The 23500-nt window shown below is 46.7% G+C and carries 26 protein-coding genes and 1 pseudogene; 5 read left to right on the plus strand and 22 right to left on the minus strand.

What is annotated here, in order from left to right; all coding sequences use genetic code 11:
* From QUB70_RS32660 to QUB70_RS08830, 14 genes and pseudogenes are all read right to left on the minus strand, one after another.
* Nucleotides 1–335: helix-turn-helix domain-containing protein (locus QUB70_RS32660; protein ID WP_442927745.1), on the minus strand; the 335-nt coding region annotated here is incomplete at its 3' end.
* Nucleotides 223–894, minus strand: a complete 672-nt coding sequence (locus QUB70_RS08770; protein WP_442927741.1) for an IS607 family transposase — start codon at nucleotides 892–894, stop codon at nucleotides 223–225. The genes QUB70_RS32660 and QUB70_RS08770, both read right to left, overlap by 113 nt.
* A gap of 205 nt (nucleotides 895–1099) precedes the next feature.
* Nucleotides 1100–1888 (minus strand): DUF4058 family protein, encoded by a 789-nt coding sequence (locus QUB70_RS08775; RefSeq protein ID WP_332979685.1) that lies wholly within the window; start codon nucleotides 1886–1888, stop codon nucleotides 1100–1102.
* Between the two features lie 171 nt (nucleotides 1889–2059).
* Nucleotides 2060–2494 carry an HNH endonuclease gene (locus QUB70_RS08780; protein ID WP_332979687.1) on the minus strand — a complete coding sequence of 145 codons (435 nt, stop codon included), beginning with the start codon at nucleotides 2492–2494 and terminating at the stop codon, nucleotides 2060–2062.
* Complete coding sequence (locus QUB70_RS08785; RefSeq protein ID WP_332979688.1) at nucleotides 2487–2900, minus strand: hypothetical protein; 414 nt, start codon at nucleotides 2898–2900, stop codon at nucleotides 2487–2489. Before QUB70_RS08785 ends, QUB70_RS08780 begins: the two co-directional genes overlap by 8 nt.
* 88 nt (nucleotides 2901–2988) lie before the next feature.
* Nucleotides 2989–3219, minus strand: a complete 231-nt coding sequence (locus QUB70_RS08790; protein WP_332979689.1) for a hypothetical protein — start codon at nucleotides 3217–3219, stop codon at nucleotides 2989–2991.
* Between the two features lie 144 nt (nucleotides 3220–3363).
* Nucleotides 3364–4110: a uracil-DNA glycosylase family protein gene (locus QUB70_RS08795; RefSeq protein WP_332979691.1), complete on the minus strand. Its 747-nt coding sequence runs from the start codon at nucleotides 4108–4110 to the stop codon at nucleotides 3364–3366.
* 186 nt (nucleotides 4111–4296) lie between these two features.
* Nucleotides 4297–4533 (minus strand): annotated as a pseudogene (locus QUB70_RS08800) (DUF433 domain-containing protein).
* A 104-nt stretch (nucleotides 4534–4637) separates the two neighbouring features.
* Nucleotides 4638–4838 (minus strand): DUF2283 domain-containing protein, encoded by a 201-nt coding sequence (locus QUB70_RS08805; RefSeq protein WP_332979692.1) that lies wholly within the window; start codon nucleotides 4836–4838, stop codon nucleotides 4638–4640.
* Nucleotides 4828–5094 (minus strand): DUF4258 domain-containing protein, encoded by a 267-nt coding sequence (locus QUB70_RS08810; protein WP_265235442.1) that lies wholly within the window; start codon nucleotides 5092–5094, stop codon nucleotides 4828–4830. The genes QUB70_RS08805 and QUB70_RS08810 overlap by 11 nt, the downstream gene beginning before the upstream one ends.
* Nucleotides 5095–5244: 150 nt before the next feature.
* Nucleotides 5245–5508 carry a DUF433 domain-containing protein gene (locus QUB70_RS08815; RefSeq protein ID WP_332979694.1) on the minus strand — a complete coding sequence of 88 codons (264 nt, stop codon included), beginning with the start codon at nucleotides 5506–5508 and terminating at the stop codon, nucleotides 5245–5247.
* Between the two features lie 205 nt (nucleotides 5509–5713).
* On the minus strand, nucleotides 5714–5953 hold the full coding sequence (locus QUB70_RS08820) for a hypothetical protein (RefSeq protein WP_332979695.1): 240 nt from the start codon (nucleotides 5951–5953) through the stop codon (nucleotides 5714–5716).
* Between the two features lie 79 nt (nucleotides 5954–6032).
* Nucleotides 6033–7010 (minus strand): heme o synthase, encoded by a 978-nt coding sequence (locus QUB70_RS08825; RefSeq protein ID WP_332979697.1) that lies wholly within the window; start codon nucleotides 7008–7010, stop codon nucleotides 6033–6035.
* 297 nt (nucleotides 7011–7307) lie between these two features.
* Entirely contained in the window at nucleotides 7308–8222 is a 915-nt protein-coding gene (locus tag QUB70_RS08830) for a COX15/CtaA family protein (RefSeq protein ID WP_332979698.1), read from the minus strand.
* A gap of 683 nt (nucleotides 8223–8905) precedes the next feature.
* Here QUB70_RS08830 and QUB70_RS08835 point away from each other — a divergent pair.
* The 3 genes from QUB70_RS08835 to QUB70_RS08845 all read left to right on the plus strand — a co-directional run bounded on the left by QUB70_RS08835 (nucleotide 8906) and on the right by QUB70_RS08845 (nucleotide 11215).
* Entirely contained in the window at nucleotides 8906–10339 is a 1434-nt protein-coding gene (locus QUB70_RS08835) for an ABC transporter substrate-binding protein (protein WP_332979699.1), read from the plus strand.
* Nucleotides 10340–10448: 109 nt separating this feature from the next.
* Complete coding sequence (locus tag QUB70_RS08840; RefSeq protein ID WP_332979700.1) at nucleotides 10449–10859, plus strand: XisH family protein; 411 nt, start codon at nucleotides 10449–10451, stop codon at nucleotides 10857–10859.
* Nucleotides 10850–11215: a XisI protein gene (locus QUB70_RS08845; RefSeq protein ID WP_332979701.1), complete on the plus strand. Its 366-nt coding sequence runs from the start codon at nucleotides 10850–10852 to the stop codon at nucleotides 11213–11215. Before QUB70_RS08840 ends, QUB70_RS08845 begins: the two co-directional genes overlap by 10 nt.
* Before the next feature lie 78 nt (nucleotides 11216–11293).
* Here the strand turns inward: QUB70_RS08845 and QUB70_RS08850 are convergent, their stop codons facing one another.
* The 8 genes from QUB70_RS08850 to hflX form a co-directional block, all read right to left on the minus strand.
* Nucleotides 11294–13795 carry a glycosyltransferase family 2 protein gene (locus tag QUB70_RS08850; protein WP_332979702.1) on the minus strand — a complete coding sequence of 834 codons (2502 nt, stop codon included), beginning with the start codon at nucleotides 13793–13795 and terminating at the stop codon, nucleotides 11294–11296.
* Between the two features lie 603 nt (nucleotides 13796–14398).
* Nucleotides 14399–14980 carry a hypothetical protein gene (locus tag QUB70_RS08855; RefSeq protein ID WP_332979704.1) on the minus strand — a complete coding sequence of 194 codons (582 nt, stop codon included), beginning with the start codon at nucleotides 14978–14980 and terminating at the stop codon, nucleotides 14399–14401.
* 160 nt (nucleotides 14981–15140) lie between these two features.
* The gene (locus tag QUB70_RS08860; protein ID WP_332979706.1) at nucleotides 15141–16985 is read right to left on the minus strand and encodes a CHAT domain-containing protein; all 1845 of its coding nucleotides are present in this window, start codon (nucleotides 16983–16985) and stop codon (nucleotides 15141–15143) included.
* Nucleotides 16986–17086: 101 nt separating this feature from the next.
* Entirely contained in the window at nucleotides 17087–18226 is a 1140-nt protein-coding gene (locus QUB70_RS08865; protein WP_332979707.1) for a Gfo/Idh/MocA family protein, read from the minus strand.
* Between the two features lie 156 nt (nucleotides 18227–18382).
* Nucleotides 18383–19390, minus strand: coding sequence for a glutathione synthase (gene gshB, locus QUB70_RS08870; protein ID WP_332979708.1), 1008 nt, complete (start codon nucleotides 19388–19390; stop codon nucleotides 18383–18385).
* 69 nt (nucleotides 19391–19459) lie between these two features.
* Entirely contained in the window at nucleotides 19460–19720 is a 261-nt protein-coding gene (gene grxC, locus QUB70_RS08875) for a glutaredoxin 3 (protein WP_332979710.1), read from the minus strand.
* A gap of 208 nt (nucleotides 19721–19928) precedes the next feature.
* Nucleotides 19929–20579 (minus strand): PEP-CTERM sorting domain-containing protein, encoded by a 651-nt coding sequence (locus tag QUB70_RS08880; RefSeq protein WP_332979712.1) that lies wholly within the window; start codon nucleotides 20577–20579, stop codon nucleotides 19929–19931.
* A gap of 464 nt (nucleotides 20580–21043) precedes the next feature.
* The gene (gene hflX, locus QUB70_RS08885; protein ID WP_332979770.1) at nucleotides 21044–22699 is read right to left on the minus strand and encodes a GTPase HflX; all 1656 of its coding nucleotides are present in this window, start codon (nucleotides 22697–22699) and stop codon (nucleotides 21044–21046) included.
* Between hflX and QUB70_RS08890 the strand changes: the two genes are divergently transcribed.
* On the plus strand, nucleotides 22692–22829 hold the full coding sequence (locus QUB70_RS08890; protein ID WP_293297880.1) for a hypothetical protein: 138 nt from the start codon (nucleotides 22692–22694) through the stop codon (nucleotides 22827–22829). The two genes, hflX and QUB70_RS08890, sit on opposite strands and share 8 nt — an antisense overlap.
* A gap of 403 nt (nucleotides 22830–23232) precedes the next feature.
* Nucleotides 23233–23445 (plus strand): chlorophyll a/b-binding protein, encoded by a 213-nt coding sequence (locus QUB70_RS08895; protein WP_006634547.1) that lies wholly within the window; start codon nucleotides 23233–23235, stop codon nucleotides 23443–23445.
* Nucleotides 23446–23500 lie beyond the last annotated feature (55 nt).

A 23500-nucleotide genomic window follows, 5' to 3' on the forward strand; every position in this document is an offset into this window, starting at 1 on the left:
TTTAGCCCTTTAACTCTTAATTTAAGCCACATCCCATCTCGGAAGTTGGCATCATTAAATTTCACCGTAGAGCGAGGATTGCGAATGCTTCGATATTTGGCATCACGACTAGCAGAATACGCTCGATGGGCATCAAAGATAGCGTTTTGCCTGATATGGCATGGTGTATCTTTTACCCATTTCGGTAAATCTGATTGCATAATTTTGTTACGCAATTTGACTTTACTTAGGCGGTCTTGCTTTTGTTGGGAGATTGCCTGATTGTAACAATATCGCGCCGCTGCCATCCACGTCTTCCAAATCTTTGCTAGTGCTGGCTCTGGATAAATCTGGATCTTCCTTGATTTTAGTTTTATACTTTCTAAGTCCGTAGAGTCTACAGGAAAAGACGTGAATAATGGCAAGTATGTCTTCGACCATTTCTCGCTCTGGAGAAAAGTTGTTTTGGTTGAGAACCACGATTTTTGTTCCATCGAGTTGACAAAGCCATTCAATAAGTTCAAAACCAAATCTGGCAAGTCGGTCTTTGTGGGCAACCACAACAGATGCGACATTGCCTGTACGGACGGTTTCCAGAATGGTTCTAAGTCCTTGCCTTTTGAAATTGAGCCCGGAGGCAATGTCGGTAATGAGTTCGGCTGATGGATAGAGTTCCAGTAGTTTTGCAACTTGTCTGTCAAGGTCAGATTTTTGACTTCGACTAGAGACTCTGGCATACAGAATAGTTCTAGTGTTAGTTGTATTGCGTCCGGCATAAGAGTTGATTAAGTATCGTCGTTGACCTGCGGGTGTGCGGATGGCTTTGATCGTGCCATCCTTCTCCCACCGCCTAAGCGTGTGTAGACAAACTCCAAAATGTTCGGCTGCTTGTCTTGGGGTTGAGTAGGTATCCAATGGTGAATAATGCTTACTACTTTTACAGCTTACAGCATAATTCAGGTATTTCAAGTAAAGTTCAATAAATTAGCCTACAGGACTATGCTCTCTGTTGTCTGTTTCTAGCTTATTGCTTTCGATCTCCATTGAATCTTTAACGCCTTCTAACCCAGTGACGGATTCGATCCAGTTCGTCTGGAGTGAAATTGCGATCGACGAAGAACTAAGAGAGCGATCGCCGATCGATTGACAAAACGTCCGCCATCTCTGATTTTAACCAAGGGGATGGTGGATTGCGATCGTAATCGATGAAATAATCGTATCCCAATTGCTCGTACAGTTCGTCAACCAGCGATTGCAAGTCCAATATCGGTTCTGAATCTTCCGATCGCAAAGGCAACAAAAATGCCGGAATGCGATCGCCTAAGTTAAAGGGATACAAATCGGAGATCGGACGAATTTGCGATCGACTAATCAAGATGCGATAGTGACTCTGAACGTTTCCAGTTTCTACAGGCAAGGGAATACCTTCGCGCAACAAATCTATTTCCACCAAATTAGTGAGGCTATCTAAAATTTTCTGTCGCTTTGCTATATATTTTTTACGGCCATCTCCCAACTTATTCGCAGGGGAAAGCACTTCGATCGCCGTCACCACTTCTTGAGTTGCAGCATCTTTTACTTCGATATAGGATTGCTGAATTTCTTGGAGCACTGGAACTGTTACTTTAACGGGTTCGGGCAGCGGGCAAACAGCAATAGATCCTTCAAAAGAATCTGTATTCGCTGGCGCATTTCTTCGGTTCTGCTGCACGCTGACATCTGGTCTACTAATTGCAATTGCTGTCGAACCTGCGATTTTATACACCCATTTATCCGTTACCACGCGATATTTTGGAACGAGTCTGGGGACGAGCGATCGAGCAATTGCCGCCACCAATTGATTGTGGAAATCAGACCAATACTCTGGTTGATCGAGGTAGGGATTCATTCCCGAAAATGGATTGGGCATGGGAAACTCTCCCGATTTCTGTTATCTTTTCATACTATTGTATCCATAACTGGGAAACCTATTCTCGGTTTTACTGCCCGCGTCCTGGTTTGCAATCTACAAAACCTAATGCTTCTGTGTCGAGAAAACTGGCGATCGAAATGGCGATCGCCACTGCGATCGGATATTCAATTAGGAATCATTGTGAGGTGGATGTAGAGCGATAGAATGCAGAACTCCTCGAAGATTGACTACTCCTTCTCGGTTGAGTTGCAGCCGATCGATGGTAGCGCGTCCAGTCGGTGTTAAGCCCAACATTTGAGTCGAATCGCTGCTCCAAGTGAACTGTTCTCTCCAGTTATCCCGTCGAGGATGATAAAGTGTGACAGAGCCACCTGTAATGGGGTCGATCGCCTCACTATGACTGTATTTGAAATTGTTGCACCCTTGACAAGCGATCGCCAGATTATCCAAATCACTGGTGCCACCTTTGGAGCGAGGGATAATGTGTTCAATGGAGAAGGGGTCTGGAGAGAATTTAGCTTGACTGAGACAATACTCGCAGCAACCATTGGCGCGTTGTTTAATGAATTGTCGTTGCTGCTGTGTGAGGCGGGATTCAGGCATAATCAACGATCTCGGGATGAGGATTGATGCCGAGGGTTTGCATGAGCTCCGTCAGAGGTTGGTTGCGAAAGGTTGCGAGTTGAATCAAGGCTTGAATGCGGGTAACGTTGACTTGTTCAAGACGATCGCTCATTTGGATCAGTTGCTTGTGTTCTTCGGGAGTCAGGGTTTCGGCATGACGCTTGGCGATGAGGGCATGGTATTCTTCCCAGGTTTGTGCACTAAAGCCGATGTTAATTTGTTGCAGCAAGTCGGCTTCATTAGGTTGGGTGGTTGGAAGTCTAGGCTGGAGGCGTTCTTGCAGGGCGTTGAGGATGTAGTGATCGGGTTCAACGCCCTGTCGAGATGCTTCAGTGCGGATCTGGTGTTCGAGTTCGGGAGAGAGGTTGAGGGTGATGGTGGTCATGGTTATCTTGGCAGCAACATCATATTCATCATTTTAGCGATCGGGCTTTCACCTTATCTCGAACTTCATCGCCTGGGACTTGTCGGTTTTACTGCCCGCATCCTGGTTTGCAATCTACAAAACCTAATGCTTCTGTGTCGAGAAAACTGGCGATCGAAATGGCGATCGGATATTCTATTTTCGCAGCACGCGCGATTAGAGCTGCTTTAATTCGTTCTGGCAAACGTCCCAAAATAACTTCTGCATCAGCAGGAGAAAGTTGTTCTTGAAGTTTGGCTTGCATGGCATTCACCTTTGGGTTGGAATTTGATAGATACATTCAAGCCACTACCCAACTCAGATTTAGCGGTCTAACGTTGCCAATCACCCGCCGCAAATTACCTCAGACTGCCACCGACAGGATCTCGACGGTCGGGTGCATTGGCGTTGTTCGAGTGCGCGCATCTCTTGCCGTATTTTGATGCTACCGCAAAAAAGCGCGTAACTTTTCAAGTTCATCACCCTGTAAACACTTAGCAAAAGAACGGTGGGTCCGAGCATTTGGATGGGGGAGAAAAGCAAAAAATCTTTCACGATTCCCTATCTCAACGAACTCGGATATTGAATTTGCTGTAGAGATATTGAATTGGCTTTGAATCACTTGCTTTGCGCGTGCCCCCAGTACCACTATCACTTTTGCTCTTGCTAGTTCTAAAACTCTCAACAAGTAGGCTTCCACACATTGCTCCTGTGCTTCTTCTACACCAGTTTCGGCACGAGACTTACAATGCACTATCTCGGTAAGCGCATAATCAATGCCTGGACTAACGTTCCGTTGAAGTAGCTCAATCGCACGTTGTCTAACCGCTGCCCAAAATCGAGTAGAGCGACTATATTTCCCGTCTTTTAGCAAGGATTTTGTACCATCAACGATCCAGTGCTTACGTCCTCCTCCAAAACGGTAATTGAAATAATCGTGTACTTCGCTACATGACCAATCCCAAGTTGGGTAATCTTCATCAGAGCCAATTGATGGATTTGAACTCAGGAAGAGAATGGGTGCTTGCTCTATCTGTCCACTCCAAGGTTCAGGCACTTGAAATTTTTCTAACCCAATTGCATTTTGAGAGTCAACAATTTTACGACATGGATTTTCAACAGAAATATCTTCTTGACACTCTCGTGCATGGGGACAATGAACAATTTCACTTAGCAGAGTTTTTTCAGACATTCCCGAAATATATCAACTGATTACGAGTTTACGAAAATCTAGCAGTCGAACTTATAATTGTATCGCAGTTGCGGTACAATACCCAATAGAAGAGAAAAATACCGCAGATCGCTGATGTATTTCACCAAAGGTAGCCAGTAATCCACACATCAATTGCTGGCGATCGATGAGAATTCAACCAAATTGTCATGCGGCTAAAACGGGATGGTCGAGTTTGCGGACTGCATACAACAGCGCAGCTTTAATATCCTCAAGTTCCAAGTCTGGCAATTCTTCGAGAAACTTAAAAATTTGCTCACCCGCAGCTAGCAACTCTAGGATATCGATGACTCGAATCCGCATTCCCCGGATGCAGGGACGATCGCCACATTACCTCGGGTTCACTGTAATTCTGTCAAACAGATAAGCAACGGATGCAGGCATGGGTTAAAATTGTTTAAAATCTTTGTCTTTAGCTTACTTCATTTATTGCCCCAAACTCACACCGCGATATAATTCTGCGATGCCACCTCGATCGAGTGCATCAACTACGTTGCGATCGTTAGCATGAGCTCTTGAGGATTCAACAGTTGACGTTTGGAAGCATTGAGAAATTCGATGCTAACTGGTTCGTCATTTTCGTCATAACTGACAATCACGCCTCCAGGTTCAGAGATAGCATTGGCTGGAAACGCATCACGGAAGATAAAAATCAGAATGTCTGCTTCTGTATCGTATTTAACTTTCATCGGTATTCTCCTGCCAATATCGCTTAACTTGATTTGTCCAGTAAAGAGTTAAAATTCGCCTGGTTTTACCAATTTCAACAAAGGGTACTCTCAGAAGACCATTGCCTCGTTTGATTTGAGCCACCAAGACATCATCTTCCACGATAATCTGTTGAGGATTGGTGAGAGCAGCTTCAACCTCTTCCCTGGTAATTTTCAATCGCTCCTCCCATTGTAGCTGACGTTCCTGGGCGTGTTTTGTCCAAACAATTTGCATATCTCCTCATACTCCCGATTCCTCTGTAGGTTCCATTTTGCATTTTGCATTTTGCATTTTGCATTTTTAATTATAATTCCTCGCACTCTGCTGCCAACGGAATGCCCAACTCCGTGAGTAGTGGGAAGTTTTCATTTGCCAGAAACCGCATTAACTTGCCTCAGCAAACAGTAAAGGCGTGTAAAATACGTCTTCTTTGAGGCACTCCGCCGCGAAAGCAAACACAGCTTGTAGAGATTCAGCATTAAGCGTTGGGTAGTTTTCTAGAATTTGTTGCTGCGTCCAACCTTCTGAAAATAGCCCTAGAACGAACTCCACTGATATTCGCGTCCCCTTAATTAGACCTCTTGCAAAAATAACGAGGACGGGCAAGATGCCCATCCCACAAAATTTTTTTTCTTGTGGAATGGGCATCTTGCCCGTTCCAGAATTTGATTAAAAGGATTTTTGCAAGAGGTCTAATACAGGCTTGCCAAGCAGAATTTTAGGATTTGAGTGAATATGTGCTTTCCAGTTCATAACCACTTTGCCTCTCTATGATTTTCATCTATTATGAGTATAGTTAAGATTTTAAAATTAACTGTCACTGTCTTTAAAGGTTCATCAAGGATAGTGTAAGTCATGTCGATTTATTTGCCCGCTGTGCCATATATCGATCGAAAGTTGTGTAATCTCCAGCTTTGTAGTCAGCACGGGCCGCTTCAATTTCGGCAATGTCTTCTGGAGAATCGTCCTCATTCGGGAATAATTCCGCTTCCAAAAATTCCCATATCTTGTATCTTTCAGCAATTCCCAGTGACGAAATAGCTTCCAGCAGTGATTGAAATGAGATGTCTACTTTCACAGTATTCTCAGCCATCAGAACTTTCCTCCACTTTAAATTTTACAATATACCCAGAGCCCCGAATTCTTAAAGAATTCGGGGCTCAAAAAGCAGACTACATCACAACTGCACTAATCAAAGTTTGCACATTTTGTACAACAGCAGCAGTAAAATTATGAGTCACAGGCAAACTGTCAACCACTATTCCAGCGCACAATAGCATCAGGTACAGAATAGAGTATTTGAAGAGCGATCGCGCAACAATCTTATCCTCTGGAGTCTGCAACAGCAACCAAGCTTTTTGGGCAAAAATAGCACCGAGGAAAATAGCTGTTCCCGCATACACCGCGCCCGCTAAATTCAGGGGATAAACTAGCAGCAAAGTTGCAGGAATCATCAATAAGGTGTAAATCCAAATTTGGCGGGCTGTGGCTTCGTCGCCTTCAATTACGGGTAACATCGGGACGCCTACTTCCTTGTATTCGTCGCGAATCATCATTGCTAATGCCCAAAAATGCGGCGGCGTCCACAGGAATATAATCCCAAACAGCAGCCACGCACCCCAACTCAAATCTCCCGTCACCGCAGCCCACCCAACTAGCGGGGGAATCGCCCCTGCTGCACCGCCGATGACGATGTTTTGCACGCTGTGACGCTTCAGCCAGTGGGTGTAAATTAGGACGTAGAAAAGGATGCCCGACATTGCTAGCAATGCGGCTAATAAGTTGGCAACAACTGTCAGCAATGTAAAGGATATTGTAGCTAGGGCGATCGCAAATATCAAAGCATCCCGCTTCTTGACACGCCCGGAAGGAATCGGCCGCCACCGGGTGCGCTCCATAATATAATCGATGTCGCTGTCGTAGACACAATTAATCGTATTCGCCGACGCAGAAGCTAAAGCGCCTCCGATAATAGTTGATACCAGCAATAGCGGGTCTACTTCTCCTTTGGCGGCCATCCACATACCTGCTGATGTGGTGATTAGTAGCAGTAAAATAATTCTGGGTTTTGTTAGTTGGTAGTAACTTTTCACGACTTGCGAAAAGTTTTCGTGGAGGCGGGGGCTATTGTTTGTAAGAACTTCTTGCATCGGTTATTAGTTGTTAGTTTTCAGTTGTTAGTTGTCAATTGTCCTTGGTCAATTGTCATTTTTGATTGGGCGGTAGGGGCGGGTTTTACGAGAGATATTGACTGTAGGTAAAAGGATTAATAAACCCGCCCCCACCGAGGGATAAATCTGCGTTCTATATCATGTCCGGTTGATTCGTGCTTGTATGGGCGGGGCGGGTTTATGAAACTGTTGGCTTTGATCGAGAATCATGGTGAACCCGCCCCTACAAGACCTTGGATTATAATAACAACGATGCTACCGGAGATGATATTACTCTCAAGCTGATAAAACTCGATCGCGCCAAGCTAAAACGCTAAAAGCAACCAAGGTTCCCAGCAAAGCAGCACCGACTGCTTGGTGGGCGACTGTCAGCGGTTCTACCTGAAGGTGCAGCCGGAAAGTTGCTAATCCGAGAACTAATTGAGCAATCAGACAAACACTCGCCCAATTTCCTAATTTTCGCAAGTTTGCACTGAGTGCTGGGTGTCGCCAAGCCATGATTGTTACTGCTAAAGTCGCTGCGGTAGCTGGTACGATGCCGGCGATGTGGCTGTTCATTACCGAGCACAATTGTGAGGAGTCCAAACATTGGTGAAGTGCCCATCTAGAGCCTACTAATGCTCCTAGCAAACTTTGCAGGTAAACTAACAATGCTGCGATCGTACTTACCCAAGCTAATTTGCCGACATTTCCTGTAGCTTCGTAGGGAGTCAGCATGAAACCGATGACTAGCAGGGCGCCAAAAAATAGTAAAGCGGTTCCCAAGTGAGCGGTAACGATGTCAAATCTGAGCAGTTGTGTTACTGTTAAGCCGCCCAATACGCCCTGAAAAACGATTAAAAATACTGCCCCAGCGCTCGCAATCGGCAGCCATTTCGGCAGGCGGCTGCGGTAAAACAAAGATAGTCCTAAAAGTGCGATCGCACTTAAGCCGATCGCCGCGGCGTCCAAACGGTGAAACCACTCCAGAAATACCTGCAAATTCATTTGCGCTGCGGGTATTAATTGACCGTAGCACAGCGGCCAGTCGGGGCAAGCGAGCCCCGCATTCATCACCCGCGTGGCGCTGCCTACAGCCATTAACAGCCAGGTTGCGATCGCAATTTTCCACACTAGGCTGCGGATAATATCTTTTGGCTGCCACTGCACTCCTGCTGCTGCGGTTGGCTGATTTACAACTGAGTTTGCCATGAACTTTACCTTAGCCTTTGTTATCGATCGAACTTAATTAAATAGCGAGCTTTTACTTTTACTGAGCTTAGCCGAGCTTAACACTCTTTTTCCGCGACAAACCGTCATATATACTACCTTAGCGACATCGCAATCCAATTAGTTTGTCTTTAGAGATTTTTCAACTTTCCTTTTTACATTACAAAGTATTGCAGCTATTTTTATAAATTTCAACAAACTTTAATTATTTTACCGAAGTCCTTGCTGTTACAGGCTCCTTTGCTGTTGAACTTCTAGCAAAACCTAAAGATATCATTAAGAAAAAACGGTTTTTTCATCTTTATGATATGAAAATTTAATAAAATCTAAAATTGCGATCTAGCTCGTTAGTCTAAAATAACTTAATAAAAATGTCAAAATATAAGTAGAGTAGCTTTTGTGACTTCTGACTTCAACATCAGAAGGAACGCTCGATAATTAATCCGTATATCCGTGTAAAAATCTCTGATAGTGCCTTCCTGATTGCTTCTGACCAAGAATTTCTAGATGGTACCCGCCCCCCAATTTATCCGTGGAATCAATCCAAAATCTAAAATCTAAAATCTTCAAGCCCCCGAATTTATCCGTGGGGTCGCCTCCAAAATCCAAAATCTAAAATCTAAAATCAATGACTTCGTTATTTCTAAATTTAAAATTGTACAGCCATGTCCCAAAAAAACGAAACCGCTGTTCTCGTCTTATCACTCCTAATTACGATCGGGCTAGCCGGTGCAGGTATTTGGTGGCTGACAAACCGCAGCGGCATCAATGTCGGAGGTTTATCACCCCAAAATCAGACGTTTTCCAAGTCCCCGACGGGGAATTCGCCGCAGTCAGAGCAAGCAATTGAGCAGCGTCTAAGTGCCGGAAACAAACTGTTAATTCCAGAGGGAGCAACAGCAAAAAAACAAGAAGCTGTAGGGGCGATCGCATCTGGCAACTACAGCGCAGCTATTGCCAACCTGGAAACTTCCCTGCAAGCTAATCGCAACGATCCCGAAGCCTTAATATACCTCAACAACGCCCGCATCGGCAACCAAAAATCCTATACTATTGCCGCCGCTGTTCCCATTGGTAGCGATATCAATGCGGCTCTCGAAATTCTGCGGGGCGTCGCCCAAGCTCAAAATGAACTAAATCAAAGTGGCGGCATTAGCGGTATTCCCTTAAAAGTGCTAATTGCTAACGATGACAACAACCCAGAAATTGCCTCGCAAATTGCCAGTGTTTTAGCAAATAACTCGGAAATCTTAGGAGTAATCGGGCATTTTGGTTCTGACACAACGCTAACAGCCAGCAAGATTTACCAGGCAAATCAATTAGTAGCAATTTCTCCGACAAGTACGTCTGTGCAACTCTCAGGAGTTGGCAGCAATATATTTAGGACTGTTCCGAGCGATAGATTTGCTGCGAATGCTCTTTCCCGCTATATGCTGACAAAATTGTCAAAGCAAAAAGCGGCTGTATTTTTCAATTCTGCCAGCAGTTACAGCAAATCTTTAAAAGATGAATTTACTACTGCTGTTTACGGAGATGGCGGACAAATAGTATCGGAATTTGACTTCGCTAAGGGCAATTTTAATGCTGCTGAGAGCGTCAAAAGTGCGATCGCCCAAGGAGCACAAGTGATTATGTTAGCATCCGATTCAGTCACCGTAGACCAAGCTTTGCAAGTAGTGCAAGTAAACGCCAAACGGCTGCCCTTATTAGCAGGAGACGGCGCTTATACTGCTAAAACACTGCAAATCGGTGGCGCAGGAGCAACAGATATGGTGCTGGCAGTTCCTTGGCACATTCTCGCAGATCCGCAGTCAAACTTTCCGCAAACATCCAAACAACTTTGGAATGCAGAAGTAAGTTGGCGCACAGCTTTAGCCTACGACGCGGCGATCGCGTTAATTGCCGGTTTAGAGCGCAATCCGACTCGTACAGGCATTCAACAAGCTTTATCGGCCTCAGATTTTTCAGCAAAAGGAGCATCCGGCGCGATTCGGTTTTTACCTTCGGGCGATCGCAATCGAGCAGTTCAGTTAGTAACTGTTAAACCGGGAAATCGCACCAGTTACGGTTACGAATTTTTGCCGATATCCGGTTTGTAAATTATTGGCGAGTGCAAAATGTAGGTTATAATATTCAGTAGTAAATTCTATCGCTGGTCAACCATAAATGCTTACAAAATGAGTATTTATCCCCAACTAAAAAACTTGCATGGCAAAAGATCGGTTTCATGATGTTGTCAAAATTGCTTTAGAAAAGGAAGATTGGCAAATTACGGATGACCCCTATGAAATCAATGTTGATGATGTAGATTTTGAGATTGATTTAGCGGCAGAACAACTGTTAGCGGCGGAGCGAGAACATCAGAAAATTGCTGTAGAAATTAAAAGTTTTATCAGCCCATCCAATGTTTCAGATTTTCATACTGCATTGGGACAATTCCTTAATTATCGCGATGCACTTGAAACTATTGAACCAGATCGTCTACTTTACCTAGCGGTGCGAGTGCCAATTTATGAAACTTTCTTTCAACGACGGTTTATTGTGGCTGCGGTTCAGCGATATCAAATACGATTGATAATTTATGATGTGCAACAGGAGGTTATTTCCCAATGGCTATAGAGCAATATCGGCAATACATTCGTCATCTACTTTCAGAACGGCGAGAGCGCGTTTCGATACAACGCAATGCCCAAGAATATGAAGTGCAAACTCTTTTCGATAGTGAGCAAGATCATTATCAATTGCTGTATGTTGGTTGGCGTGGAAATAAACGTGATTTTGGCTGTGTTCTGCATCTTGACATCAAGGGTGGAAAAATTTGGATTCAGCATGATGGTACTGAAGTCGGAATTGCGAACCAACTCGTCGAATTGGGAGTGCCTAAAGAAGATATTGTTTTAGCATTCCATGAACCAGAGGTGCGCCAGTTTACTGATTTTGGCACCGGGGAAGCGATCGCCCTCAGTTTCGGGTAGGTAAATTAGGTGTAAACGATGGGTCGAACAGATTATTTTTCTTAACATAGAAAGACAAATTGCGATGGGAGAATTGATTTAAACTTGCGAAACTGCGATCGCCCTAACTGGCCTGTTTCTCTCAAAAACAGCCCTCGGTTTCAAAGCAATTCTCAACAACAGCCACAGCGATCGCCATTCTCCGGGAGTTTCCTGGCGCTTCCACTGGCCCGGGCGACAGTACAGCATTTCGATCAAACAGCGGTGTTGACTAATGTTCAGGCGATCGAAGGCAATTCGCACAGTAGGAAATTCCGCCACACTGCACCCTGCTGCATCCCGAAAACTCGACTCCAACTGAGATTTATCGCTCACCAACTCAATCTTAGCCACAGGAAGAAAACATTTCTCTTCCATAATTTCCAGAGTCGCCGAGGCGCAATCAATCAAATCTTTAGCAAAACGACGCTTTGTTTCCAACTCAAGAAATGGCAATACTGGCGATCGGCTCGATTTGACTGTTGTACTGCGAGCGATCGCTTTTATTTTATCCTGAGATAAACTTGTCTCAACGGCATATTTTTGCAAAATCTCTGCTGCGGTAAAACTCTCTTTACTGCTTTTACCTTTCACCGCAAAACTCGGCCGCTCAGTCAGAGCAACTTCAGCGCCACTTTCCGAAATTACAGTAGTTATTCCCCAAAAACTTTGACCGCCCACATTCAACTGCACAACCCTGCGCAAATTGAACCATTCGTAAATGTCCGGCTTAGGAATATCCACCAAAATCAGCAGCGCAATCCCCAGCATCAGCAGGTTGTAAGCGCTCCAAATCCATCCCAAACTCATTCCTTTTAACAAATCTGCACTTTCTGATATTGACTGCAAGCTGCCAACATTTTTAACTAAATGAGTGTTTAAATTCTGGCAGAGACTAAATGCTGTAGCTGCGAACAAGACAATCAAAGGCCATCCCAAATTCCAGTTAAAACGAAAGCGATCGCTCGCAATTCCTTTCGGCGTCACCTGAAACCCTTTCTCAAAGGGATTCAGCATGGCACTCACCACCGTCACCGCTAAAGGTATACACTGGACAAATGAATAAACATCGGAAAGCAAAGCCGATCGCGATCTGCGGTTCAGCCAAGAAAACACAGTAACTTGCACCAAATAGTAAGGCAGGAAAAAGTACAGCAATTCCCGCGCACTTGCCCGCAAAGGAAGTACGCCGAGAAACGAATAAGCTAAAGGCATCAACAGAAACAAAACCCTGGTTAAACTGGTAAACCAGTGCAGCAATCCTTCCAAGTGAGACAGCCTTTGTATGAATCTAAGGCCGCGAATCGTTAAAGGATTGGAATCAATAAAAAATGCCTGAAGCGTGCCTCGCGCCCAGCGCAACCTTTGAGTTAGATGAGCCTCTATATTTTCAGCGGCCAAACCAGCACTCAATTTTTCATCTAAATAAACTAAGCGATACCCGGTGGCTGACAGCCGAATTCCGGTAAAATAATCTTCGCAGACTGAATCTGTGACAAAGCCTCCCACTGTTTGTAGGGCGCAGCGCCTCACGACAAAAGATGTACCGCAACAAATCACGCTGTCGGCGCTGTCTTTGATGATTTCAATTTGCCTGTAAAATACTTCTTCTTCCGGCGCGAGTACATTTTCTAAACCTAAATTGCGGGCGATGGGATCGTGGTTGTAAAAGCTTTGCGGTGTTTGAACGAGGGCGATTTCGGGATGTTGAAAAAAGCCAACTGTTCTAGTTAAAAAGTTTTTAGTAGGAATAAAATCGGCATCGAAAACTACAATTAATTCTCCATTAGTTAAGGCTGTGGCGTGATTGATGTTTCCAGCTTTGGCGTGAATATTATCGGGTCTGGTTATATACTCGCATCCCAGTTCTTTTGCCAGCAATTTGATTTCAGGGCGCTTGGTATCGTCCAGCAAATATACTTTTTTGTTGGCATAATCTAAAGCTTGACAGCCGATGACTGTGCGCCGTAAAATAAACGCGGGTTCGTTGTAAGTTGGGATGAAAATATCTACGGGCGGGGCAAAGTTTCCCTCTGCAACTGCAACTGCCATGCGATCGGCTTCTCGATGCCTGTCTTTCATTCTCAGCATTAAATACAGTTGAATGCTGCTGGTGAACACCATTAACATTTCTAGGAAAAACAGCCCCAAACTAAAGATACCGTTGAGGGGATCGCTTAAATTTAGGGTAACGAGCGATCGCCACAAAACGTAGCGAATGGTTAAAGCCAGAACTATTGCAACTACCACAGCACGCGACCATTTCTGCGGCTGAGGCGAAATTTTAATTGCAGCTAAAGCGGCCGATACCAGCACAAAAGTCGGCACTAACAAATACATCTTCCTCGCAGCAGGCACTTGCAGCCATATAGGCGGGTTTTGCTGCCAAGTGTTGATTGTGGCAAAAATGCCGCTGACTGTACCTTCACCTGCAAACCATGCCCCGGCGATCGCACCTGCGAAAGCAACCGCCCCCAACACCACTAGCGTTGCCGCTGGCACCCGCGAAATCCGCCAAAAGCGGCGTTTCAAGTCTTGAATGTCAAATCTTGAAGTTGTCATAAAATGTGAAATTCCCGATCGTGCCTGCAAAAGTCAGGGTTTTCTGCTGTCCACTTCTTAATCGCGTTGAAAATTCCCACACACCCACTTACTGTATTTACATTTTTTAATATTATGACAATTTTATGATAGTTTACTTGCTGGCTGGTGGCAAACTGCTCAGCAAGTTCAATCCTGGCAAAGTATAGCAGAAGGAAAAAGAAAGTTCGGCAACGGATGCAAGAAACGGATGTAACGGATTTCAGGAAGAAGGAAGAAGGATATAAGAACTCATATTTATATTTCAGCAATTAATACCAATTTTAAAAAAGAATGCAAGAGTATTCTTGTTCCCCCCCTTAGCAAGGGGGGGCTAGGGGGGGTCGAAGAGTGTTGCACTATTTTATAAAAATGGTATAAGAACGTCTATAGCGTCGGGCGCGGTTGCTATCGTTCCCCAAAAATATCAGGTCTACAAATCAAATAGGATTGCTATATCAAACTATAGCAATCCCCAGGGTTTAACAATTAGACGAATTCCACATCTAACTAAAGGTAGATTAATTTTATATTAATTTCAAAAAATTACCGAGATCGCAGCACAAAAACTCAGCCATCAAACAATTAATCAGAAATTGCTAATTCCGAGATTGCATAGCGGGCGACAGCCAAACCAACTCTCGCCTGTTCTATTTCCGACAATTCGGCCCAATGTCTTCTAGTCGCCATGACCAATTCTACCCCAGACGGATCGGCATCTCGCATGGCATAAGCCAAAGGACGCGCCAACACCTGCAAATCTTCCTCAGCCCACTGAGGCAAAATATCTAACACGCACTCAACCATTTGGTCAGCTAAAGATTGATACTTAACAGTTGCGTTTTGCACGCTTTGAGCGATGCTGGCAAGAAAATCTTGAGGAACGCGAGCAAATTTCTCGCGCAAAGACTTTTGCAGAGCATTCGCCTGCCAAACTTGTTCTAATTGCGAGAATAAAACTTGCGACTTCTCGGAAAGATCGCTGTCGCTAAAGGAATCAAATAGCGCAAATTCCTGCTCTAGGGCAGCCAAATAAGATTCGGATTCAAGCTGTGCAGGATTCCAGGGATAAGCAACATCAGTCTGAACAATTGTGGCGAGCAGTTCCATTTGGGCCTGAGTTTGCGAGTCGCGAAAATATTGAGAATCAGGAGATTGGGTAGCCATGATGTAATACCTAAGTGGGAAAAATAAAATACAGAAGCGGGACGAAAACAAAACGCGAGTGGCGAGTTGTGAATAACTTTTTGAACTTCAGACTTTCGACTCAACGCCCAGAACTTTGCTGTCTCGATCGCCGATCGCCTTCATTAACTACACCCGCACCTTAATTCGTTCCGCAATCAGTCTCACTGTAGCCCGAAGTTTTTGGAACCTCAATAGTGAAGTCAAAAATCTGACCTTGAGAACTGCCAAATTTTAGCTGAGTGCCGCTGCGCAGCAGCAATTCTTGGTGGTGAACTCTCTGCCATCCTTCTGGCCCCAAAACTAAAGTCCCGTAGCGAGAAAAATCGCGCAGGAAGTAGCTAGGTTCGCCCCGGTTATCTCCGATACTGTTGCGGCAGAAAATCTCGGCGTGTTTTTGAGAAACCCACTGTTCTCGAATCACTACGTCGTTTTCTTCCCAGCGTCCGACTCGAACCATACCGGCGCGAATCGACCAAACCTGATTCGCCGATTCGGTGGATTTGGCATTTGGTCGATCGCGCCCCCGCAAATAAGCACAAGACGGCAAGCGTCCCAGCCAAGTAGAAGAATTTAAAGGCAATTCAGTTTTCAGGTCATCTACCGGCTCAGTCAGTTGACCGTCAAACTCCGGGTGCATATACAGCACAGGCAGCGTCCAAGCCGGTTGATTGAACTTGTAGAGCGTTAGTAACTGCTGTCTGGCGACGGCTACTGCCCGATCGACCGACATCCGCCCGGCCAAAGCTCGGGCAAAAGTTTGGATAAAACTCAGGGCCTCGCGATCGGCGATCGAGTCCCGCATCCCCAACACCGCCGGCACCCCGTGATGGATCAGTACCTCAGCCAAACTGCTGCGGGCGATCGCCTGTTGCTGGCCGTTAGTTGAGTGCAGCCTCTCCACCGCCGGCTGAGCACCCCAGCAGGCATTAAACACCGCCAGAGTCACGCGGCACCGAACTAACACCTGAGCCAGTTCAGTACCGTTAATCGCGGTGTCCGGCCCCAAAAACAGCAAGCCGCCGTCGGGGCCCGGTATCCCGTGGCCCGCGTAAAACAGAATATTGTAAGCTTGCGTTTCCAGCCGAGAAATTAGTTCCGCCGGAGTAGGTTCGATCAGAGTATCAACGCGAGTCGGAACGCTGATGTCAAAATATTTGCCGCTGTCGTCGGTTTGAAAAGCACTTTCGAGAACGGCAGCTAGGGCGAGTGATTCTGCTTCCAACTGCAAATGACCGTTATTGCCCTTGGAAGATTGAGAATTAGCACCGCCGCCGGGTTCTGCTTGTCCCAAAACTAGCAAAATATTGAGCGACTCCGCAGGACGCAGGGGCGGCAAAGGCTCAACATTGCTGGTAGTACGGCTGAAAAGCAGTTGCTGCGACAGAGAAATTGCCGGTTGACCGGCTTGAGGCTGCATAATTTCCCAAGGCAAAGCAATTAAATACGGTTCGCGCAAGTCTACACGCACTCGCAGCGGTAGATTTTGCCCGATCGCGATACCTTTACTTTCCTGGAGACTACCCTGAATCGGCCCTTCAAACAGCCACTGCCAAAGATTAATCCCCAACTGCTGCATCAGGCGGCTGCTGTAGCTGGCTGGTGGCGGTGGCGGATTCTGCTCCTCCCTCCCCCTGTCCACCCACCCCCCTTGACCGAGGTGGAGCGGCACAGAGGGCGTCGGTGGAGCGAGGTGGAGCGAGTGAGGGCTTCGTTTTTCAATTTCTGCCAGTATATTCTGGCTGTTTTCCGGCGAGACGAAACTGCCATCAGGATTTAGGGGCAATTCGTGAATTGTCCCGGAGGGCGAAAACATTTCCTGCCAAGCTTTCCAGGATTGGGATAGGGTATGTGGCCACATACAGTCGTGGTGAACGTACCCGCTGGGATAGGGAGCTTGTAGAACCCAAGTGGCAAAATGGTTTGCCCCAGCGGTTCTCAGGCGAGCGATCGCTATACTGAGGCAAGGACTTTCAGGGCGCGCCATCTTACGACTCTGGATATAAGGTTGATCGATTTTAACTATTCGTAGTTTATCGGGTTTGGGGTGCGATCGAGTGCGTGAGATTGCTTTGGGAGTTGTTACTTTTACTTAGTGCCCAAAAACTTATCTAAATTCGGTAAATCTACCCAAGTTCCCGTAGCATTCGACTCCTGGGTCAAATCCATCAACAACTGCGAGTAAACCCCTTCTCTTAGGGACGGTATCAACGATTTACCCGCATCAATTGCTTCTACCCACCTATCTACTACTCGAATAAACGGTGCAATTCTCCCGTCTGGATAAACTTGAGGAAACTCCAATCTTTGAGGAATTTTGATTTCAGCTAAAGGTTCTCCACCTTGGGAACCCCACAAGCGAAATCCGTGGACGTAATCTTGCTGGTTGTCGCTTCCTAACACCAACGTACCCTTACTCCCGTATATTTCCACCCAGTGTCCCCGCCCTTGATAAGTAACAGAACTCAAACAAACTTGACAAGGCGTTCCTCCGGCTAATTCCAACATCAACGTGCAAGAATCATCCGCATCAACTAATTTTAAATTTCCCGAATCATGCGGATCTGGCCGCGCCGAAATTCCTGTAATCAATTGCCCAGAAAGCCTCTGCGGCGGGCCGAACAGCCAGCTAATATAATCAAAAACGTGAGAACCCGTCGCGCCCAAAACTCCGCCGCCTCGCTCTTTCTGGGCGTACCAATTCCAAGGGCGACTCGCATCAGCGCGGCCAGACACCAGCCAATCAATCTTAATTAAACGCTTTTCTCCCACATATCCTGCTGCCAATAATTCTGCTAGCATTTGCCATGCAGGGATGAAGCGAAACTCAAAGTCCATTGTGGCAATTGCTCTCGAACTACCCTTTTTCAAATCGGTTTGAGATTCGCTGTTTGCCAATCGGTAAAGTTCCCTGGCTTCATTTGCTGTCAGGGCTGTGGGTTTTTCTAATAATAAATGCTTGCCTGCTTCCAAGACGGTTTTTGCCATTTCATAATGCAAAAATGGCGGTGTGGAAATGCTGACGCCTGCTACTTCTGGGATGGCTACTATATCGGCGATCGAGTCGCAAGCGTAGGGGATATTGTGGGTAGAGGCGATCGCCTTTGCTTTGTCTAAATTCCGGTGGTAAACAGCCACAACCTCTGTCCGGTGATGTGCCTGGAAGCCGGGAAGGTGGACTTTTTGACCGAAACCTGTACCGACTACTGCAACGCCAATTTTTGACATAATTTAATAATTGGTAATTGGGAATTGGGAATTGGAAATTGGGAATTGGGCATCGGGCATTGGGCATCGGGCATTGGGCATCGGGAATTGGGCATCGGGCATTGGTAGCAACTAACCAATAACTAATGACTGCAATATCTGCCTGAAGGTCGATAATTAATCCGTGTATCCGTGTCCTAATCCGTGTCGTGCTTTCATTCTTCCTTCTTCCTTCTCCACCCATTCAATTACTTGTTTGCCCAAATTAACGCCGTCAAACAAGTCAATTTCTCTGATCCCTGTAGGGCTGGTGACATTAACTTCTGTGAGATAACCGCCAATGATATCAATGCCAACAAAGTAAAGTCCGTCCCGTTGCAGCACTGGTTCTAACTGAGTGCAAATTTCTAGTTCGCGATCGGTAATTTCTGTTTTTGCGACTCGGCCGCCGACGGCCATGTTGCCGCGAAATTCATTGCCGGTGGGAATGCGGTTGAGTGCACCGATGGGCTTGCCGTCCAACAATATAATCCGTTTATCTCCCTCTTTGGCTTCCGGCAGATAAGTCTGAACCATCACTGGAATTAGACCTTGTTGAGTGCTAATTTCGACCAGGGAGTTGAGATTGCGATCGCCCGCTTCCAAAAACAAAATCCCCTCGCCAGCTTTGCCGCCCAAGGGTTTAAGAACTGCCGCGCCTTTTTTCTCAACAAATTGCCGAATTACCTGCTTGTTTTGAGAAACAATTGTCTCGGGGATCGCTTCCTCAAATTGCAAAGCATACATTTTTTCATTCGCCGCCCGCAATCCTTTGGGACTGTTAACTACCAAAGTTTTAGCGGGATCGATGCCGTCTAGAAGGTAAGTAGCGTAGAGGTAAGGAACGTTGACTGGGGGGTCTGTCCGCATAAATACTGCGTCCATTGCTTCGAGAGGCTGCAAAGTAGGCTGTTCCACCTCGTACCAAGCCTCAGCAGCCTCCCAGCGTCCGTCTACCAGTTTTACTGGGGTGAGGGCTACCCGACTGAGCATTGCCCAGGTTTTGCCGCCGATGACGCTTAATTCGTTGGCTTGAGTCGCCCAGATTTCGTGACCCAACTCTTGAGCTGCTTCCATCAGCGCTACGCTGGTATCGTGTCCTGGAATTAGTCGCGCGAGGGGATCGATGATGAATGCAAATTTCATTTTCAGTTAAAATTAAGAATTGGTCGCAGGAAAATTTTGGCAAACTCAAAAAAATTCAAAAGGAATGCCTCATTTTGCTAGCAGCGGGTCTAGCTGACCTAGAGCATCGAGTTCGTGGATTTCGTCGCAGCCGCCTACGTGTTGGTCGTTAATGAATATTTGGGGCAGGGTGCGGCCTCCGTTGGCTCGATCGCTCATTTGAGCCCGTGCTGCTTCATCTCCGTCGATCGCGTACTCTGTAAAATCAACTCCTTTTCGCTTCAGCAGTGCTTTGGCACGAATGCAAAACGGGCAGGTTCTCCAAGTGTAAATTTCTACTTTAGGGGTCATCGGACGCTCAAAGAATCACAATATTTTTTTATTGTAATCTTAACTAATCTTATTTTAATTTTTATATAGTTGGAGCCAGCAAGCTGTAGACTTATTATTTATACAATTTTCTTTAATCTATCCTTAGACATAAAAAAACAGACATAAAAAAACACCCGCGCTTTAAGAAACGGAGAGATTTTGAAAACAAGCAGCAGCTTGGGCCTGCCTACCGTTGCTGAGGGGCCTGCTTGTTTCGTTTTCTGCCGGAACAGATGATTCCTGCGCCTGTCAGCAGGAGTGCTACCACAGTACCCGGTTCTGGGATAGCTGTTCTACTAGGGGTGGGGGGGTTTTGGTAGATGTCTGGAAAGGTCGGCGTTGGCGCCACTATGGGTGAAGGCGACACTATCGGGTTTCCGATCGCAGGCATTTGGGCATCAGGCAATTGCTCTGTAGGCTCTGGCGCGGTCAGTGGCGATTCAACCGGCGGCGTCGGCGCTACTGGCTCTGGTGTCAGTGCTGGTGATTGGAGGACTACCGGCGATTCTTGCGGTACGGGTTCTGGCGATGCCAGTGGGGGTTCGACGACTACCGACGATTCCGGTATCGGGTCTGGTGTTGCCAGTTGCGGTTCGACTATTGGCGGTTCTGTTACCGGGTCTGGCGTTGCCAGTTGCGGTTCCGGTACAGAGTCTCGCAGGGATCTTGATGACGATCCCGATGTTGATTGCTGGCCCTTCACGCACTCATCTGAAAAGTTTCCGGGCCCGCACACATCGATTGCTGCTGAAGCCGGAGGGGCGGCAGCTAGATAGTAGAACCCTGTTGCCATTGTGGCAGAGAGTCCAATTGCTAGTTTTGCCAGTAGCGTACACATAACTATTTAGTTAAACAGTGGTAAAATTGGAAGATAGAAAGAGTGCTACAGATTAGCGTTGCAGGACGGGCAAGGATTTTAGAGTGCTTACAATAAATGGATGTTGTCTGTCGCGGGCCCCTGTAAAAGATAGTATAGCGCTTGAGGCGATCGCCCAAACACTTTAATCATCTTATTCTCTTTTACCTTAGCTCCGCCGAGCGCGGTTTGTACTGCCTCAAGCAACATCTTTTTGCAACCTCTCAACCAACAACCGTTACAGCCATTAACAAAGAGTGTTTTTACCTTGACCGCCGCCTCCTGAATTTAATAATTCTACTGAGCGCAAACGAAATCTGCTGTATTGTACTTGGCAATTCACAATCTGACTACTCTTTTATAGTCTCATGCTTTGACGATATCTGTCCTCAGTATATGTACGTATATTCCTGAATGTCAACTACTTAAAAGCAATATTTAAGTATTTACCGAGGGTAGAGGGCGTATTGAATGAGCTGAGCTAGTCTGTCGCGGAGTGTTTCCATCCCCAGACCTTTTGCTGCCGAAATAAATACGGCTTGAGGAAACTCTTCTCGGGCGAGGGCGAGAGTATCTCCATCTACGGCATCGATTTTGTTAAAAGCTACAAGGGCTGGCCCGGGAGTTACGGGCATATCTGTCAAAATATTCATGACCGATCGAATTTGGCTCTGCCATGCGGGATGGGAGAGATCGACCAGGTGCAGCAAAGCATCGGCGTCTGTGACTTCTTCGAGGGTAGCCCGAAAAGCGTCGATCAAGGACGGGGGCAGTTCGCGAATAAAGCCCACTGTGTCTGTGAGGACGATCGACAAAGGTTCCCCAGAAAGAGCGCCCGGAATGGTCAACCGTCGGGTTGTGGGGTCGAGGGTGGCAAATAACTGGTCGGCGGCATAGACCTCGGAATTCGTGAGCAGGTTGAGCAGCGTGGATTTACCGGCGTTAGTGTAGCCGACGATCGCCACTGAGGGTACGTCGTGATGATGCCGGTTCTGCCGCAGCCGGAAGCGGTGGGCCAGCAGTTGATTTACTTCTTGCTGCAATCGAGAAATGCGTTTGGCGATCGTCCGCCGTTCGGTTTCAAGTTTGGTTTCCCCTGGGCCTCTGGTACCGATGCCGCCGCCCTGTCTCGACATGGCCTGACCGCGACCTGTCAGGCGGGGCAGGTTGTACTCTAGCTGAGCGAGTTCGACTTGCAATTTACCCTCGCTCGATCGAGCTCTTTGGGCAAAGATGTCGAGAATTACCTCTGTTCGATCGACGACGCGGATACCTATCTGAGTTTCCAAGTTCCGTATTTGTGCGGGGGTCAGGTCGCGATCGAATACCACGAGGTTAGCGCTAACGGTCTGAGCGGTGAGGGAAATTTCCTGAACTTTGCCTTCGCCGACGACTGTTTGCGGATGGGGGCGCGATCGTTTTTGGCGCACTGTTTGCAGTACCTGACCCCCGGCGCTTTCAACCAGCCGCGTGATTTCTGCGAGTCCGTCCTCAAAATCCAGCAGAGTCATGTGCTGAGTCATTACACCCACCAGCAGCACTTTGTCTTGGTCTGCATCGACCTCCCCCGCGACAAACTCTGCTTCAAACTCTGCTTCGAGTCCTTCCACCAAATCCAGAAAATCTTGGTTGGCGAGCTCGTCCAAACTTAGAGGTTCTGATATTTTCCAGGGAAAGTTTTGAGTTTTGATGGATGAGTTTTCAATAGAAGACTCTTGAATAGAAGACTCTTCTATTTCATCAGTTGAAGCTTGTTCTAACTTAGCGCTCAAAACAGAGAACTCAAAATTTGGCTGGTCTCCCTGGGGTATCAGGTGAGCGAGATAAGTTTCTTTGATGTAACCAGTCGCACCACCGCCGCGGCGCTGAAATCCGCCGCCGGTCAGCGTCAGCCAAACGAGGGCATCCAGGCGCTGAATTGCCATTGCGGTGAGGGCTGCTTCGCTTGGGATTTCTGGCTTGAGGTGGGTGGCGATGCAGCGAATGCCGCTGAGGCGACCTCCCCCGTAGCGGGGCAATTCTAGGGGCGCAATCTGGGTTTGGCGGGGACTACCTACGCCGACGCGAATTACTTGTCCGCGGCGGTTGATGTAGGTGCAGATTGGTTTGTCTATTTCGGTGCTGATGGCGGCGACGCGCTGGGCGAATTCTGCCGTGGTGATGCGATCGCCCGGTAGTCGCTGGTGGTACAGCTTTTCGAGTTGCTTGAGCTGGCTGGACTTTAAACCTTGAAGATTGCCGTAGATGGTTTCGATAACTGTTTCTCCCGATCGATCTGTTTATCTCCTATTTTAGTTAACTCAAGGGCGATCGTGTTCGGGTTTTAAGCTGAAACTTACTAAATTTTCTTGCCTCTAGTAGAGCGCGGATTCAGTATTGTCGAGTCACCAGCGCCGTTGTTTGTCGCTACGGGGCGATTTAGCATTTCACAGCAGCCCTCTCAACTGGCGGTTGTATTCAGTATCTACAGATACAAGCGATGCTTCAAAAACTCGCTCAACAAAACTTAACACATTATTTTTGGTTTCAAAATCCTCCTTTAGACTTGGGTGTATCTTGAGCCTACAGGCAGATAGCAAAGTAGAAATTACGTCGCTACCATGAAAAGCGAAACATTGTTAAGGAATGTAAAAACATGGAAACTCGTCCTACTAACTTACCTCCTACCGCTAATGCCTACAATGGCAAAGATCGGAATGCCTTTCTGTTTGGATTCAACCCGCAAGCAGAACTTTGGAACGGTCGCTTAGCGATGATCGGTTTCTTAGCTTATTTGCTCTGGGACGCCGCTGGATATAGCGTTCTGCGCGACATCCTTCACTTTCTGCCTACCTACATTGCTCACTAATGACGAGCAGTCTTTCCTGTCTGGCAGCGTGAGTAAATGCCGCCCTTGCCAGACA

The sequence above is a fragment of the Microcoleus sp. A003_D6 genome, from assembly GCF_036702825.1.
GTDB lineage: Bacteria > Cyanobacteriota > Cyanobacteriia > Cyanobacteriales > Microcoleaceae > Microcoleus.